Below are 15754 nucleotides of genomic sequence, written 5' to 3' on the forward strand. Positions count from 1 at the left end.
AGATGAGCTATCACAACCCCTTCACCCCGCCGCGCAAATCCGCGACATTCGACGATCACACGCTGGCGGAAATCCGCCGGGCGGCTGCGACCGGTATTTACGACATTCGCGGCGCGGGCACCAAGCGCAAGGTTCCGCATTTCGATGACCTGTTGTTTCTCGGTGCGTCCATCTCGCGTTATCCGCTCGAGGGTTACCGCGAGAAATGCGATACGACAGTTACGCTCGGCACGCGTTTTGCCAAAAAGCCGATCACGTTGAAAACGCCTATCACCATTGCCGGCATGAGCTTCGGCGCTCTCTCCGGCAACGCCAAGGAAGCGCTCGGCCGTGGCGCGACGATTGCCGGCACCTCCACCACGACGGGTGATGGCGGCATGACGGATGAGGAGCGCGGCCACAGCCAGACGCTGGTTTATCAGTATCTGCCGTCGCGTTACGGCATGAACCCCAAAGATTTGCGCCGCGCGGATGCCATCGAGATCGTTGTCGGCCAGGGCGCGAAGCCGGGCGGCGGGGGCATGTTGCTCGGCCAGAAGATTTCCGATCGCGTCGCCAATATGCGCAATCTTCCCAAGGGCATCGACCAGCGTTCCGCCTGCCGTCATCCTGACTGGACCGGCCCTGACGATCTGGAAATCAAGATCCTCGAATTGCGCGAAATCACCGACTGGGAAAAACCGATCTACATCAAGGTCGGCGGCGCACGCCCCTATTACGACACGGCTTTGGCGGTGAAAGCCGGTGCCGATGTGGTGGTGCTTGACGGTATGCAGGGCGGCACGGCGGCAACGCAGGATGTCTTCATCGAGAATGTTGGCATGCCCACGCTTGCCTGCATTCGCCCCGCCGTGCAGGCGCTTCAGGATCTCGGCATGCATCGCAAGGTGCAACTAATCGTGTCTGGCGGCATTCGCTCAGGTGCCGACGTTGCCAAGGCGCTGGCGCTCGGTGCGGATGCGGTCGCCATCGGCACGGCTGCATTGGTGGCGCTGGGGGACAATGATCCGCACTGGGAAGAGGAATATCAGAAACTCGGCACCACCGCCGGCGCTTATGATGACTGGCACGAAGGCAAAGACCCGGCCGGCATCACCACGCAGGACCCGGAGCTTGCCGCACGCCTCGATCCGATCGCGGCCGGCCGTCGCCTTGCCAATTATCTGAAGGTCATGACGCTCGAAGCGCAGACCATCGCGCGCGCCTGCGGCAAGAACCATCTCCACAATCTGGAGCCGGAAGATCTGGTGGCGCTGACCATGGAGGCCGCCGCCATGGCGCAGGTTCCTCTGGCGGGAACCAACTGGTTTCCGGGGAAAGGCAGTTTTTAAACAACATAATGGACGGACGCATTTGGGAGGATGCGTCCGTCTTTTGTCAATGAAGTGTCTGATACCAAAAAAAGGGGAATGACGTGACACTGGACCTCTCCACATTTGCTGCCGAAAAGGGCATCAAATATTTCATGATCAGCTATACCGATCTCTTCGGCGGCCAGCGCGCCAAGCTGGTTCCCGCCGAAGCCATCGCCGATATGCAGAAGGGTGGCGCGGGTTTTGCCGGTTTCGCCACATGGTTCGATCTGACGCCGGCCCATCCCGATCTTTTCGCCGTGCCTGACGCTTCGTCGGTCATCCAGCTTCCGTGGAAAAAGGATGTCGCCTGGGTTGCGGCCGATTGTGTGATGGAAGACCAGCCGGTGGAACAGGCGCCGCGTGTGGTGTTGAAAAAACTCATCGCCGAAGCCGCCGAAAAAGGCTTGCGGGTCAAAACCGGCGTGGAGCCGGAGTTTTTTCTGATCTCGCCGGATGGCGCGAAAATTTCCGACGAATACGACACGGCGGAAAAGCCGTGTTACGACCAGCAGGCGGTGATGCGCCGTTACGATGTGATCGCTGAGATTTGCGATTACATGCTGGAGCTTGGCTGGAAGCCTTACCAGAACGACCATGAAGATGCGAACGGCCAGTTCGAGATGAACTGGGAATATGACGATGCGCTCCAGACCGCCGATAAACATTCCTTCTTCAAATTCATGGTCAAGTCCGTTGCCGAAAAGCATGGGTTGCGCGCCACCTTCATGCCGAAACCCTTTAAGGGGCTGACCGGTAACGGTTGCCATGCCCATATTTCGGTCTGGGACCTCGACGGCAAGGTCAACGCCTTCGCCGACAAGGCAATGCCTTTTGGGCTTTCCGCCCAGGGCAAGACCTTTCTCGGCGGCATCATGAAACATGCCTCCGCTCTTGCCGCTGTCACCAATCCGACGGTCAATTCCTACAAACGCATCAACGCGCCGCGCACTATTTCGGGCGCGACCTGGGCGCCGAACACCGTGACCTGGACCGGCAACAACCGCACCCATATGGTGCGTGTGCCGGGGCCGGGGCGGTTTGAACTGCGCCTGCCGGATGGTGCCGTGAACCCCTATCTGCTGCAGGCCATCATCATCGCCGCCGGTCTCTCCGGTGTCCGTTCAAAGGCCGATCCCGGTCCGCACTACGATATCGACATGTATCGTGAGGGCCACACGGTTACGGATGCGCCGAAGCTGCCGCTCAATCTTCTCGATGCGTTGCGCGAATACGAGAAGGATGCGGAGTTGCAGCAGGCGTTGGGGATCGAATTCTCAAAGGCATATCTGAAGCTCAAGCAGGGCGAGTGGAACAGCTATTGCGCGCAGTTCACCGCCTGGGAGCATCAGACCACGCTCGACGTTTGACCTCGGTTTTCCCCGCCGCCCTTGCGGCTTTTCCCGCGCGCATCAAACCGCGCGGTTTTTTCCCATATCGATGACAGAAAGAGCGCCAGATGACGAACTTCGTCCTGACCGTCACATGCAAATCCACCCGCGGCATCGTCGCCGCCCTTTCTGGCTTCCTGGCTGATAAGGGCTGCAACATCGTCGATAGTTCGCAGTTCGACGATCTTGGTACGGGCCGCTTCTTCATGCGGGTGGGGTTCATTTCCGAGGAGGGCACCAGGCGAGAGGACCTTGTGGCCGGGCTTGCGCCGATCTCGGAAAAGTTCGGCATGGAGGTGGCTTTGCATGACCAGTCCGAAAGGATGAAGGTCATGCTGATGGTCTCGCGTTTCGGCCATTGCCTGAACGACTTGCTGTACCGATGGCGCATCGGCGCCCTGCCGATCGATATCGTCGGCGTCGTCTCCAATCACTTCGACTACCAGAAGGTCGTCGTCAATCACGATATTCCCTTCCACCACATTCCGGTGACGAAGGAAAACAAGCCGCAGGCCGAAGCCCGGATCATGGATATCGCTCAAAGCACCGGAACGGAGCTGATCGTGCTGGCCCGCTACATGCAGGTGCTTTCCGACAGAATGTGCGAGACGATGTCGGGTAAGATCATCAACATCCACCATTCCTTCCTGCCGTCGTTCAAAGGCGCCAACCCTTACAAGCAGGCCTATCAGCGCGGCGTGAAGCTGATCGGCGCGACGGCGCATTATGTGACAGCCGATCTGGATGAAGGCCCGATCATCGAGCAGGATATCGTGCGTATCACCCATGCACAGAGCGCTGAGGATTATGTGTCGCTCGGCCGCGATGTGGAGGCGCAGGTACTGGCCCGCGCCATCCACGCTCACATCCACCACCGCACCTTCATCAACGGTAACCGCACAGTTGTCTTCCCACCCGGTCCCGGCTCCTACGCCTCGGAAAGAATGGGATAAGGTTTCCGTCTGCTGTGACCATCCGTCCTGCCGCAGCTCTGCTGTTGCCATAAAGATGATGCGCGGCTAAATAAGTTGGTACGCCATAATATCAAGAGCCAGAACCCGATTCTGCTTGCGGCGAGCCGAAGCGGGATGTGCCAAACGAGGTGATACCATGACCGGTGCTTTGCAGGGAACTGCCATTCGCGTTGAGCGTCCAACGAAGACGTTGAGGGAACTTGCGCTCGACAAGGTGCGGGATGCCATCGTGAACGGTTACTTCCGCCCCGGCGACCGTCTGGTCGAGCGCGATCTCTGCGCCCAGCTCGGCGTGTCCCGCACCATCGTGCGCGAGGTTTTGCGGCATCTGGAATCCGAAGGGCTGGTCGCGAATTTGCCGAACAAGGGTCCGATGGTTGCGCTGCTCGATCTCAATGAAGCCAAGCAGATTTACGAAATTCGCGGTGCACTGGAGGGAATGGCGGCCCGGCTCTGTGCCGAACGCCGCGATCCCGCCATCGTCGAGGCGCTTGAGGTTTCGCTGAAACATATTCGAGAGAGCTATGTTGCCAAGGATATGCCGGGCGTGTTGGCGCATACCTCGTCCTTTTACCATACGCTGTTCAGCAAGATCGACCGGCAGGTCGCCTGGGGTGTCGTCAATCTGTTGACGGTGCGGATCAACCATCTGCGCTCCATGACGATCAAGACAAAAAGCCGCGATACCGAAGGCCCGGCGCAGATGGAAAAGATTGTCGAGGCGATCCGCCAGGGAGATGGTGACGCCGCCTACAAAGCCGCACTCGACCATGTGACGAGCGCTTGCGCCATCGCTGAAGCCGTCCTCACGGCGCAAAAAACCGCCGACTGAAAGTCTTCGGCGCTCTCGTTGCCCCGCCCTTGCGGCTTCCCTGCCGGGAGCCGCAAGGTTGCGTTATTTTTATTTTACCATTGTTTTTCAATAATTTAGAAAAATACTTGTCCGCTTCTTGACAGGGTAAACTGTTTGGTGTGATGGTATGCCATAATCAATAATATAAAGAGCGGAGCTAAATATGAACTGGAATCCGATTTCCCGGAAACGCACAGCCGTGCGCGCCAAAACCTTTCTGGCGGGCGTTGCCATCACTCTTTTTGCCGGTGCCGCCGTTGCACAGGACTGCACGCCGAAAATATCCGACAATCATCTCATCAAGCCCGGCCATCTGGTCATGGCCACCAGCCCGACCCTGCCGCCCATGGCCTATGCCGATCAGCAAGGTGTCCTGAAAGGCCTGCGCATCGAGCTGGGTTATGAGATCGCCAAGCGTCTCTGCCTGAAGCCTGAATATATCAGCACCGAATATGCGACGATGGTGCCGGGCCTGCAGGGCGGCCGCTGGGACCTGATCAATGCCGGTCTGTTCGTGACGGCAGAGCGTCGCAAGATCCTGTTCATGATCCCCTATGAAAACCTTGCCATCAGCATTTCCACGGCGGTCGGCGCGTCCGATCCCATTACCAAGGTTGATGATCTGGCCGGCAAGGCCGTCAGCACCGATATTGGCGGTTATGCAGAGCGCAAGATCAAGGAACTGAACGAGGACTTCAAGAAACGCGGTCTCGCGCCAATGACCATCAACCTGTTCGACAATTATGCGACGGTCTATCAGGCATTGCGCGCAGGCCAGGTGCAGGCGGCTGTATCCATCGATCCGGTTGCCAAGCAGTATCAGGACCGTGGCGAATTCACCCATGCGCTTTCCGGCATGTATCCCACCCCCGGCTCGCTGTCCTTCGGCAACAAGGACGTCGCTGATGCCGTCTCCCTCGCTCTGAAGGAGATGAAAGCCGATGGCTCGCTTGAGAAGCTGATGAGTGGTTATGGCGTCAGCATTGCCCCCGGCGATCTCGCCGTTCTCGGCCCGGAAGGTTGAATTCCAGCCATCTGAACTGTCATCGCGGCGGGAAAGCTCTCGCCGCGACTGTTCCCGCATGAATTGGAGCCCGCATGAACTGGAGAGAGACGTGAAGGGTTGGAACTGGGAAGGTTTCTTCGAATACCTGACGAATTATTATCTGTTCGAGGGCGCGCTGGTGACGCTCGGCCTCACGGTTTTCGCCATGACGGCGGGTCTGGCGCTCGGCTTCGTCATTGCTGTGATGCGCATGTCGAAATACCGGTTCCTGTCCGGGCCGGCCTATTTCTACACCTGGATCTTTCGCGGCACGCCGCTTCTGGTGCAGCTCATCATCATTTACACCGGCCTGCCGCAGATGGGCATCAAACTGACGGTTCTGCAATCCACCCTGATCGGCCTGTCGCTCTGCGAAGCGGCCTATCTGTCGGAAATCGTCCGGGCCGGCATCGCCGCCGTTCCGAAGGGCCAGATCAACGCGGCGCGGGCCATCGGCATGACGGAGGCGCAGGTGATGCGTTACATCGTTGCACCGCAGGCCTTCCGCATCATCATTCCGCCACTTGGCAACTCAGTCAATGGCGTTCTGAAGACGACGTCGATTGCCTCGATCATCTCCATGGAGGAGCTTCTGCGCCGCACGCAGGTGCTCATCCAGGAAAAGTTCCTCGTGCTGGAGCTTTTCACGGTTGCGGCCCTTTATTACCTCGCCATGACGACCGCCTGGGAACTCATCCAGCGCCGGATCGAGAAACGCTTCGGCAAGGCCTATGGGCCCATGTCGACTGACATACATTGAGGAGCGGTCCGATGTCGCAAACAACCAGCATGATCGAACTCCAATCCATCAATAAATGGTACGGTCCGCATTTTCAGGTTCTGACCAATTGCAGCCTGAATGTCGCCAAGGGCGAAGTCGTCGTCATCTGCGGCCCATCCGGCTCCGGCAAATCGACGCTGATCAAATGTGTGAACGCGCTTGAGACGATCGGCAACGGCGTCATCACCGTCAACGGGGTGGAAGTGACCAACCCGAAGACCGACATGCCGAAGCTGCGCTCCAAAGTGGGCATGGTGTTCCAGCATTTTGAGCTTTTTCCGCATATGACGATCCTCGAAAACCTCAGCATCGGGCAGGAGAAGGTTCTCGGCCGCTCACCGGCGGAAGCGCTTGCCAAGGCCAACGCCCTGCTTGAGCGGGTGGGGCTAACGGCGCATGCGAAGAAATATCCCGGCCAATTGTCGGGCGGCCAGCAGCAACGTGTCGCCATTGCCCGCGCGCTGGCGATGGACCCGGTTGCCATGCTTTTCGACGAGCCGACATCGGCGCTCGATCCGGAAATGATCAACGAGGTCCTCGATGTCATGGTCTCGCTGGCGCAGGAGGGCATGACGATGATGGTGGTAACCCATGAGATGGGTTTTGCCCGCAAGGTGGCGGACCGCATCGTCTTCATGGATGGCGGCGAAATCGTTGAGATCGGCGAGGGCGACAGCTTCTTCACCCATCCGAAGACGGAGCGCGCCCGCTCGTTCCTCTCGAAAATCCTGGCGCATTAGGCTCATCTCGGCCTGAGCGGGATAACGATATTCCGCTTCAGGTCATAGGGCCTTTAGCCGTTCCGAACAACGCAGAATGAGAGTGGCGGAGAACCGCAATGATAAACCGTGTCCTGATGCCCCGTGAAATGCTGATCGGCGGCGGCAGCCGTTTCCAATTGCCGGCTGTGCTGAAATCACTGGGGGTTTCTCGCCCCTTGCTGGTCTGCGACCCGGTCATGCAAAAGCTCGGCCATGCCGATACACTTTTGCAGGCGCTTGGCGGCGAAGGCATCGAAGCCGCCATTTTCGCCGATGTCGTGGAAGACCCGACGGACATTTCGATCGCCGCTTTGGTGAAACGCATTTCCGATGGCGGCCATGATGGTCTCGTGGCACTCGGCGGCGGCAGCGCCATCGATACCGCAAAAGCGGCTGCCATCGTCGCGACCAGCGGCGAAGAGCTGCGTGCCCTGAAGGTGCCACGGATCGTGGATTTCGCCGTCATGCCGGTGATTGCCATCCCCACGACCGCCGGAACCGGATCGGAAGTGACCCGCGCCGCCGTTGTGACGGATACGGTGGCAAGCGAAAAAATGCTGATCCTTGGCACCGCCGCTTTGCCTGTCGCCGCCATCATCGATTACGAGCTGACGCTGACCTGCCCTTACCGCGTCACCGTCGATACGGGTATCGATGCGCTGACCCACGCGCTGGAAGCGCTCGTCAACCGCAACGGCAACGCCCATTCCGAGGCACTGGCGCTTTCCGCGCTAAAACTGATCGGGGCAAATCTCGAAAAAGTGGCTGATAACCCTGATGACCGGGATGCGCGCGAAGCGATGATGCTGGGCGCAACCCATGCCGGTCTTGCGGTCTCGAATACATCGACAGCGCTGATCCATGGCCTTAGCCGGCCGGTCGGGGCTTTTTTCCACGTGCCGCACGGCATGTCGAATGCGATGGTGTTGCCGCTGGTCACGCAGTTTTCGCTGAATTCCGCTTTGCCGCAGTATGCCGCCGCCGCCCGTGCGCTGGGCTGTGCTGCCTCCACGGACAGCGACCGGGTCGCCGGCACCAAGCTGGTGGAGGCCTTCATCGGCCTGAACAAACGGCTGAAGGTGCCGACCCCGCAGGAGTTCGGCATCGATAAGAGCCGTTATCTCGAACTTGTACCGGAAATGGTGCGTCAGGGTCTTGCTTCCGGCACGCCCGCCAACAACCCGCGCGTCCCAACGCCACCCGAAATGACACGTCTCTATGAACTGGCCTATGACGGCAGCATCGACGATTTCTAAAGCGTAAGCCACTGTAAAAGCTGCCTAATGTGCCATTTTCTAATGGCGCGTATCCGGTACTTGACAGTTATGTATTATGGCATACCATAAGATATCATATTTACGGAGAAAGCACCCATGTCCATCCAGATCCGCAAGACCCTGCTACAGGTCGAAACGACGTTGATTGAGGGAGGCAAGGCTGCCGCGACGCCTTTGAAGTTGTTCACCGCCATTGCGGTCGTGAAAAATCCATGGGCAGGCAAAGGCTTCGTGGAAAATCTGAAGCCGGAAATCCATGCGGGCGCGCCGGTGCTGGGTGAATTGCTGACAAAGATGATCCTCGATGCCGTCGGTTCCGGAGAGGCGGTGGAGGCCTATGGCAAGGCGGCGGTTGTCGGGCTGGATGGTGAGATCGAACACGCTTCCGCGCTCATCCACACGCTGCGTTTCGGCAATCATTATCGTCACGCGGTTGGCGCCAAGTCCTATCTCGCCTTCTGCAACACCCGTGGTCCGGGCAACGCGCCGATCATGATCCCGTTGATGGACAAGAACGATGAAGGCCGTCGTTCGCATTATCTGACCATCCAGACCTCCGTTCCGGACGCTCCGGCTGCGGACGAGATCGTGGTTGCACTCGGCGCTTCCGTCGGCGGCCGGCCCCACCACCGCATCGGCGACCGGTATCAGGATCTGAAGGATCTTGGTCAGGATGTCACCAATCCGGCCGGCGTTTGAGGGCTATGCAAATGCAGGAGGGGGCAACCACATCATCGGTCAATGTTGCAAAGGCAGGTGCTGCCGCGCTCCCCCGCAAGACGACCGAGCGCGGGGCGGCCTATTTCGAGGCCGGTGCCGGTGAGGATCTGATCCTCATCCACGGTGTGGGAATGCGGCTCGAAGCGTGGGAACCGCAGATCGAGGTGTTTTCCAGAACGCACCGCGTCATCGCCGTCGATATGCCGGGGCATGGCGGAAGCGAGCGTCTGCCCGCCGGTAGCACGCTTACGGATTTCGTCGGCTGGTTCGGCCGGTTTCTTGACGATATGCGGATTACGCGTGCCAATGTTGCCGGGCATTCCATGGGTGCGCTGATTTCCGGCGGGGCCGCTGCGACCTTCGGCGATCGCATTGCACGCGTCGGTTATCTGAACGGTGTTTATCGCCGTGATCCGGTGGCGAAGGCTGCGGTTCTTGCACGCGCGGCATCGATCCGCACCACCGGCGTGGATAAGGAAGGCCCGTTGCTGCGCTGGTTCGGCGACGATCCCAAAAGCCTGCACGCGCGGGAATTGACGCGGGGCTGGCTGGATATGGTCGATCCGGAAGGTTATGCGGTCGCCTATACGGCCTTTGCGGGTGGGGACGAAACCTATGCGGATCGCTGGCCGTCTGTGACCTGCCCGGCGCTTTTTCTGACCGGCTCGGATGACCCTAACTCGACGCCTTTGATGGCTGAGCAGATGGCGGCGATCACGCCGCGCGGATACGCTCGCATCGTCGATGCCCACCGGCATATGGTCAATCTGACCGCACCTGAAACTGTCAATGCACTGATGGCCGAATGGCTGGCTGAAGAGGAGGAGCCGCAATGACTGTTGCAACACTTGACCCGCGCTCTTTGCGCGACGCGTTCGGCGCTTTCGTGACGGGCGTCACGATCGTGACCACGCGGGATGATGCGGGAAAGCCCGTCGGCTTCACCGCCAATTCCTTCACCTCCGTGTCGCTCGACCCGCCGCTGCTGTTGATCTGCCTTGCCCGTACCTCGCGCAATTTCGCGACGATGACCGGCGCGAAAAACTTTGCCGTCAATATTTTGTCCGAAAGCCAGAAAGACCTGTCCAACACCTTCGCCCGGCCGGTGGAAGACCGCTTTGCCGCCGCTGTGTGGTCGGATGCGCCGCAGGGTTCGCCGGTCTTTGCCGATGTCGCGGCCTGGTTTGAATGCACGATGCAGGAGGTTATCCAGGCGGGTGACCATGTCATCCTGCTCGGCCGTATCGGCGCCTTCGAGAATAGCGGCCTGAACGGCCTCGGTTATGCGCGGGGCGGTTATTTCACACAGATGCTGGCCGCCAAGGCGGTGTCGGCAGCGGCTGAGGGTGAAATCGCTGTTGGCGCGGTTCTTGAAAGGCGCGGTGAAATCTACCTCGTTGGGGATGATGTGCTGTCGCTGCCCGGCTGCCTCGTTGCAGGCGGCGATCCGGTCGCAGCGCTGACATCGCGGCTGGAAGAATTGACCGGGCTCTCCGTCAAAACGGGCTTTCTCTATTCGGTTTATGAAAACAAGGCGGATGGACGTCAGCACATTGTCTATCACGCGCTGGCCGATGGTGATGATGCGCCGCGTCAGGGGCGGTTCCTGTCGCCCGGTGCGCTCGGCTCCGCAAAATTCGATTCCGCCGCCACGGCGGATATCGTCAATCGTTTCGTGCTGGAAAGTTCGATCGGCAATTTCGGCGTTTATGTCGGCAACGAGACCGTCGGCAAGGTCCATCCCATCTCCATGAAGGCGGCAAACCCATGAAATTTTCCCTCTTCGTTCATATGGAACGGTTGGACGCCTCGCAGGACCACAAGACGCTCTACGAGGAGTTCGTGACGCTCTGCGAAATCGCTGACCGTGGCGGCATGCATGCCATCTGGACCGGTGAACATCACGGCATGGATTTCACCATTGCTCCCAATCCCTTTGTGACCATCGCCGATCTGGCGCGACGCACGAAAACGGCGCGTCTTGGTACCGGTACGGTGATCGCGCCTTTCTGGCATCCGATCAAACTTGCCGGCGAAGCGGCGATGACGGACCTCATTTGCGATGGCCGTCTCGATATCGGCATCGCACGCGGCGCTTATTCATTCGAGTACGAGCGGCTGCTTCCCGGCCTCGATGCCTGGGGTGCGGGCCAGCGGATGCGTGAATTGATCCCTGCCGTCAAAGGTGTCTGGGCGGGCGACTATGCCCATGATGGCGAGTTCTTCAAATTTCCGGCCACGACCTCCGCCCCTAAACCGTTGCAGCAGCCCTTCCCGCCGATCTGGGTGGCGGCGCGTGATCCGAATTCGCACGAATTCGCGGTCGCCAATGATTGCAATGTGCAGGTGACGCCGCTCTGGCAGGGCGACGACGAGGTGGAAACCCTGATGGGTCGCTTCAATGATGCCTGCGCCAAAAACCCGGAAAAACAGCGGCCGAAAATCATGCTGCTGCGCCACACCTATGTCGGTTCCGATGAAGCCGATATCGCTCAGGCGGCCCATGAGATGAGCGTCTATTACAATTATTTCTTCGCGTGGTTCAAAAACGAAAAGCCGGTTCATCAGGGTCTGATCGAGCGCATTGCACCGGAGGATATTGCCGGGAACGCCATGCTGTCCGGTAATGTCATGCGCAAGAACAATGTCGTCGGTGGTGCCGATGAGGTCATTACCCGGCTCAAAGCCTATGAGGCCATGGGTTATGACGAATATTCTTTCTGGATCGATACCGGCATGAGCTTCGAGCGGAAGAAGGCCTCGCTGGAGCGCTTTCTTTCCGATGTCATGCCGGCTTTCAAGGAGTAAACGATGCGCCGTTTTCAATGCTATATCGACGGACGTTTCGAGAATGGTGAGGCGAGCTTTTCCAGCCTCGACCCGGCAACCGGCGCGCCCTGGGCCGAAATGCCTGAAAGCCGCGAGGCGGATGTCAGCTGCGCGGTCGAGGCCGCGCATCGGGCGCTCTACGAGGATGCCGCCTGGTCGAAACTGACGGCGACCCAGCGCGGCAAGCTGCTTTACCGGCTGGCTGATCTGGTTGCCGAAAATGCCAAGACGCTTGCCGAACTTGAAACCCGCGATACCGGCAAGATCATTCGCGAGACGTCGGCACAGATCGCCTATGTCGCGGACTACTACCGTTATTATGCCGGGCTGGCAGACAAGATCGAGGGCGCTTATCTGCCCATCGACAAGCCGGATATGGATGTCTGGCTGCGGCGTGAACCCGTTGGCGTGGTGGCGGCCATCGTGCCGTGGAACAGTCAGTTGTTTCTCGCCGCCGTCAAGATCGGCCCGGCGCTGGCCGCCGGCTGCACCCTCGTCGTCAAGGCTTCGGAAGATGGGCCGGCACCGCTGCTGGAATTTGCGCGTCTTGTGCACGAGGCCGGTTTTCCTGCCGGCGTCGTCAATATCGTCACCGGTTTTGGCGCGTCCTGCGGTAATGCGCTCACCACCCATCCGAAGGTGGCCCATATCGCCTTTACCGGCGGCCCGGAAACGGCGCGTCACATCGTTCGCAATTCGGCTGAAAACCTTGCCTCCACCTCGCTGGAACTCGGCGGCAAGTCGCCGATCCTCGTTTTCGCCGATGCTGATCTCGAAAGCGCCGCCAATGCGCAGGTGGCGGGCATTTTTGCCGCGACCGGCCAGAGCTGCGTTGCCGGATCGCGCCTGATTATCGAAAAAAGCGTCAAGGACCGTTTCCTCGAGATTTTGGCGGCGAAGGCTGAGGCAATCCGCATTGGCTCGCCGCTGGATATGGCGACGGAAGTGGGGCCGTTGGCGACGGAGCGCCAGCGCCAGCACATCGTCTCGCTGGTTTCCGCCTCCGTGGATGCCGGTGCGAAAGTGGTGACGGGCGGCGCGTCTGTCGATGGCGACGGCTATTTCTATCGGCCGACCATTCTCGATTGCGACGGCATCCGTTCACCCTCCATGGAAAAGGAATTTTTCGGTCCCGTTCTTTCGGTTGTTTCGTTTGAAACCGAGGCGGAAGCCATCGCGCTCGCCAATGACACGGTTTATGGCCTCGCCTCCGGCGTCTTCACGCAGAACCTGACGCGTGCCCACCGGCTGATGAAGGCGATCCGCGCCGGCATCGTCTGGGTAAACACCTATCGCGCCGTCTCGCCGATCGCGCCTTTCGGCGGCTTTGGCCTCTCAGGTGATGGACGCGAAGGCGGGATTGCGGCGGCGCTCGATTATACGCGTACCAAGACCATATGGCTGCGCACCTCCGACGACCCGATCCCCGATCCTTTCGTGATGCGGTGAGCCGATGTTTTACGAGATACGCACCTACAGGCTGAAGAACGGCGCCATCCCGGCCTATCTCAAGGTCGTGGAAGAAGAGGGTATCGAAATCCAGAAAAGCCATCTCGGCGAATTGGTGGGTTACTTCTTTTCCGAGATCGGCCCGATCAACGAAATTGTTCATATCTGGGCTTTTGCGAGCCTTGATGACCGCGAGGAGCGACGCGCGAAGCTGATGGCTGATCCGCGCTGGTTGTCGTTTCTGCCGAAAATCCGCGACCTCATCGAAGTCGCCGAAAACAAGATCATGAAGCCGGCGCGTTTTTCACCGCTCAACTGAAAGCCGCCGGTCGCGACGTGCATGCCAACGACAAGCTCTAAAACGGAGTAAGGGAACATGAGATCGAAACTGGTATTGACGACATGCGCAGCACTTTTCGCCCTCGGTGCAGCTGCACAGGCGAATGATCTGGTTTTTTCCAGCTGGGGAGGAACCACGCAGGACGCCCAGAAGGCGGCCTGGGCCGAAAAATTCATGGTGTCGAGCGGCATCAACGTGCTTCAGGACGGCCCGACCGACTATGGCAAGCTGAAGGCCATGGTCGAGGCAAACGGCGTGACATGGGATGTGGTCGATGTCGAAGGCGACTATGCCGCGCAGGCCGGGCCGACGGGCCTGCTGGAGAAGCTCGATTTCGCCGTCATCGACAAGACGAAGCTCGATCCGCGTTTCGTGACGGATTATTCCGTCGGCAGCTTCTATTATTCCTTCGTCATCGGCTGCAATGTCGACGCCGTGGCCGCCTGCCCGAAAAGCTGGGCTGATCTGTTCGATACGGCTAAATTTCCCGGCAAGCGCACCTTCTACAAGTGGTCCGCACCGGGCGTGATAGAAGCTGCGCTTCTGGCCGACGGTGTGGCCGCCGAAAAGCTTTATCCGCTTGATCTCGACCGCGCTTTCAAGAAGCTGGATACCATCAAATTCGATATCATCTGGTGGTCTGGTGGGGCGCAGTCGCAGCAGCTGATCGCATCGGCGGAAGCGCCCTTCGGCAGCGTCTGGAACGGCCGCATGACGGCGCTCGAGAAGAGCGGCGTGAAGGTGGAGACCTCCTGGGAACAGAACATCACCGCAGCGGATTCCCTCGTCGTGCCCAAGGGAACGAAGAACAAGGATGCGGCGATGAAGTTCATCGCACTCGCCACCTCCGCGCAGGCGCAGGCGGATATGGCGACCGCGACGGGCTACGCTCCTGTTAACATCGAATCCGCCAAGCTGATGGATCCGGAAACGGCGAAAACCCTGCCGGACCAGCAGACCGCAAGCCAGGTCGATGCCGATATGGGCTACTGGGCGCAGCACCGCGATGAAATCGGCGAGCGTTGGTACGCCTGGCAGGCGAAATAAGATAACGGCGCGGGCAGCGAAACGCCCGCGCGATTTTCCACGTCCGGGGAGGTTTGGACATGGTCTCGCTAACCGATGAAACAGTCAGCACGAAGGCGACGGCGCGAATGCCCGTCCGGCCCGGCAATTTTGCCGCCACCCTGCCGGCGCTGGTTCTGCTTGTCCTGTTCTTTGTCGTTCCGGTTCTGATCCTGCTGTCGCGCAGCGTCACCGAACCCGTCTTCGGCTTTGGCAACTATGCGGCACTGCTGGGCAGCTCCACCTATCTGAAGATTTTCTTCAACACTTTCGCTGTATCGGCGCTGGTAACAGTGGTGTCGCTGGTGATCGGCTTTCCCGTCGCCTGGGCGCTTGCCATCATGCCGGCGCGGCTTGCCTCCATTGTTTTCGCTATTCTGTTGCTGTCGATGTGGACCAACCTGCTGGCGCGCACCTATGCCTGGATGGTGCTGTTGCAGCGTACCGGCGTGGTCAACAAGACACTGATGGGCCTCGGCATCATCGATCAGCCGCTGGCGCTGGTCAACAATCTCACCGGGGTTACCATCGGCATGACCTATATCATGCTGCCCTTCATCATCATTCCGCTCTACGGCGTCATCCGCAAGATCGACCCGGCCATTCTGCAGGCGGCGTCGCTCTGCGGGGCGACGCGCTTTCAGGCGCTGACCCGGGTTCTCATCCCGCTTGCCGCACCTGGTATGATCTCCGGCGCGCTGATGGTCTTCGTCATGTCGCTCGGTTATTTCGTCACCCCGGCGCTGCTCGGCGGCACGGCGAACATGATGCTGGCCGAACTCATTGCGCAATTCGTGCAGTCGCTCGTCAACTGGGGCATGGGCGGGGCAGCGGCGCTGGTGCTGCTGGTGGTGACACTTACTCTCTACGCCGTGCAGCTGAAATTCTTCGGCGCGGCCGGGGCAGGGGGGCGCTGA

The 15754-nt window shown here is 59.6% G+C and carries 16 protein-coding genes; all 16 read left to right on the forward strand.

The features are described from left to right. Window positions 1–2: 2 nt before the first annotated feature. The gene (locus DXT96_RS08990) at window positions 3–1331 is read left to right on the forward strand and encodes an FMN-binding glutamate synthase family protein (protein ID WP_153514368.1); all 1329 of its coding nucleotides are present in this window, start codon (window positions 3–5) and stop codon (window positions 1329–1331) included. 83 nt (window positions 1332–1414) lie between these two features. Beyond that, a complete protein-coding gene (gene glnT / locus DXT96_RS08995) occupies window positions 1415–2722 on the forward strand; it encodes a type III glutamate--ammonia ligase (RefSeq protein WP_371418819.1) in 1308 nt (435 codons plus the stop codon). Between the two features lie 89 nt (window positions 2723–2811). Beyond that, window positions 2812–3696, forward strand: a complete 885-nt coding sequence (gene purU / locus DXT96_RS09000; protein ID WP_153514369.1) for a formyltetrahydrofolate deformylase — start codon at window positions 2812–2814, stop codon at window positions 3694–3696. A gap of 157 nt (window positions 3697–3853) precedes the next feature. Then, window positions 3854–4549: a GntR family transcriptional regulator gene (locus DXT96_RS09005; RefSeq protein WP_149899579.1), complete on the forward strand. Its 696-nt coding sequence runs from the start codon at window positions 3854–3856 to the stop codon at window positions 4547–4549. 184 nt (window positions 4550–4733) lie between these two features. Next, window positions 4734–5594: a transporter substrate-binding domain-containing protein gene (locus DXT96_RS09010; protein ID WP_153514370.1), complete on the forward strand. Its 861-nt coding sequence runs from the start codon at window positions 4734–4736 to the stop codon at window positions 5592–5594. A 91-nt stretch (window positions 5595–5685) separates the two neighbouring features. After that, window positions 5686–6375 carry an amino acid ABC transporter permease gene (locus DXT96_RS09015; protein ID WP_006316017.1) on the forward strand — a complete coding sequence of 230 codons (690 nt, stop codon included), beginning with the start codon at window positions 5686–5688 and terminating at the stop codon, window positions 6373–6375. Window positions 6376–6404: 29 nt separating this feature from the next. Next, the gene (locus tag DXT96_RS09020; protein ID WP_153514800.1) at window positions 6405–7136 is read left to right on the forward strand and encodes an amino acid ABC transporter ATP-binding protein; all 732 of its coding nucleotides are present in this window, start codon (window positions 6405–6407) and stop codon (window positions 7134–7136) included. A gap of 98 nt (window positions 7137–7234) precedes the next feature. Further along, complete coding sequence (locus DXT96_RS09025; protein WP_153514372.1) at window positions 7235–8413, forward strand: iron-containing alcohol dehydrogenase; 1179 nt, start codon at window positions 7235–7237, stop codon at window positions 8411–8413. Window positions 8414–8530: 117 nt separating this feature from the next. After that, window positions 8531–9133, forward strand: coding sequence for an amino acid synthesis family protein (locus tag DXT96_RS09030; protein WP_153514373.1), 603 nt, complete (start codon window positions 8531–8533; stop codon window positions 9131–9133). Window positions 9134–9144: 11 nt separating this feature from the next. Next, complete coding sequence (locus DXT96_RS09035; protein WP_153514374.1) at window positions 9145–9990, forward strand: alpha/beta fold hydrolase; 846 nt, start codon at window positions 9145–9147, stop codon at window positions 9988–9990. After that, window positions 9987–10925, forward strand: coding sequence for a flavin reductase (locus DXT96_RS09040; RefSeq protein ID WP_153514375.1), 939 nt, complete (start codon window positions 9987–9989; stop codon window positions 10923–10925). The genes DXT96_RS09035 and DXT96_RS09040 overlap by 4 nt, the downstream gene beginning before the upstream one ends. Then, window positions 10922–11962 carry an LLM class flavin-dependent oxidoreductase gene (locus DXT96_RS09045; protein ID WP_153514376.1) on the forward strand — a complete coding sequence of 347 codons (1041 nt, stop codon included), beginning with the start codon at window positions 10922–10924 and terminating at the stop codon, window positions 11960–11962. Before DXT96_RS09040 ends, DXT96_RS09045 begins: the two co-directional genes overlap by 4 nt. A 3-nt stretch (window positions 11963–11965) precedes the next feature. After that, window positions 11966–13432, forward strand: coding sequence for an aldehyde dehydrogenase (locus tag DXT96_RS09050; protein ID WP_153514377.1), 1467 nt, complete (start codon window positions 11966–11968; stop codon window positions 13430–13432). A gap of 4 nt (window positions 13433–13436) precedes the next feature. Continuing rightward, window positions 13437–13751 (forward strand): NIPSNAP family protein, encoded by a 315-nt coding sequence (locus DXT96_RS09055; RefSeq protein ID WP_149899570.1) that lies wholly within the window; start codon window positions 13437–13439, stop codon window positions 13749–13751. Between the two features lie 57 nt (window positions 13752–13808). Beyond that, entirely contained in the window at window positions 13809–14819 is a 1011-nt protein-coding gene (locus DXT96_RS09060) for a polyamine ABC transporter substrate-binding protein (RefSeq protein ID WP_153514378.1), read from the forward strand. A gap of 59 nt (window positions 14820–14878) precedes the next feature. Then, the gene (locus tag DXT96_RS09065; protein ID WP_153514379.1) at window positions 14879–15754 is read left to right on the forward strand and encodes an ABC transporter permease; all 876 of its coding nucleotides are present in this window, start codon (window positions 14879–14881) and stop codon (window positions 15752–15754) included.

The sequence above is a fragment of the Agrobacterium sp. ICMP 6402 genome, assembly GCF_009498615.1.
GTDB classification, from domain to species: domain Bacteria; phylum Pseudomonadota; class Alphaproteobacteria; order Rhizobiales; family Rhizobiaceae; genus Agrobacterium; species Agrobacterium burrii.

What these genes read in the sequence shown, in the direction of transcription:
- DXT96_RS09040 (WP_153514375.1), top strand. Translation starts at nt 9,987, where the DNA reads ATGACTGTTGCAACACTTGACCCGCGCTCTTTGCGCGACGCGTTCGGC.
- DXT96_RS09020 (WP_153514800.1), top strand. Translation starts at nt 6,405, where the DNA reads ATGATCGAACTCCAATCCATCAATAAATGGTACGGTCCGCATTTTCAG.
- DXT96_RS09045 (WP_153514376.1), top strand. Translation starts at nt 10,922, where the DNA reads ATGAAATTTTCCCTCTTCGTTCATATGGAACGGTTGGACGCCTCGCAG.
- DXT96_RS09005 (WP_149899579.1), top strand. Translation starts at nt 3,854, where the DNA reads ATGACCGGTGCTTTGCAGGGAACTGCCATTCGCGTTGAGCGTCCAACG.
- DXT96_RS09030 (WP_153514373.1), top strand. Translation starts at nt 8,531, where the DNA reads ATGTCCATCCAGATCCGCAAGACCCTGCTACAGGTCGAAACGACGTTG.
- DXT96_RS09025 (WP_153514372.1), top strand. Translation starts at nt 7,235, where the DNA reads ATGATAAACCGTGTCCTGATGCCCCGTGAAATGCTGATCGGCGGCGGC.
- DXT96_RS08990 (WP_153514368.1), top strand. Translation starts at nt 3, where the DNA reads ATGAGCTATCACAACCCCTTCACCCCGCCGCGCAAATCCGCGACATTC.
- DXT96_RS09055 (WP_149899570.1), top strand. Translation starts at nt 13,437, where the DNA reads ATGTTTTACGAGATACGCACCTACAGGCTGAAGAACGGCGCCATCCCG.
- DXT96_RS09050 (WP_153514377.1), top strand. Translation starts at nt 11,966, where the DNA reads ATGCGCCGTTTTCAATGCTATATCGACGGACGTTTCGAGAATGGTGAG.
- DXT96_RS09010 (WP_153514370.1), top strand. Translation starts at nt 4,734, where the DNA reads ATGAACTGGAATCCGATTTCCCGGAAACGCACAGCCGTGCGCGCCAAA.
- DXT96_RS09035 (WP_153514374.1), top strand. Translation starts at nt 9,145, where the DNA reads ATGCAGGAGGGGGCAACCACATCATCGGTCAATGTTGCAAAGGCAGGT.
- purU (WP_153514369.1), top strand. Translation starts at nt 2,812, where the DNA reads ATGACGAACTTCGTCCTGACCGTCACATGCAAATCCACCCGCGGCATC.
- DXT96_RS09060 (WP_153514378.1), top strand. Translation starts at nt 13,809, where the DNA reads ATGAGATCGAAACTGGTATTGACGACATGCGCAGCACTTTTCGCCCTC.
- DXT96_RS09065 (WP_153514379.1), top strand. Translation starts at nt 14,879, where the DNA reads ATGGTCTCGCTAACCGATGAAACAGTCAGCACGAAGGCGACGGCGCGA.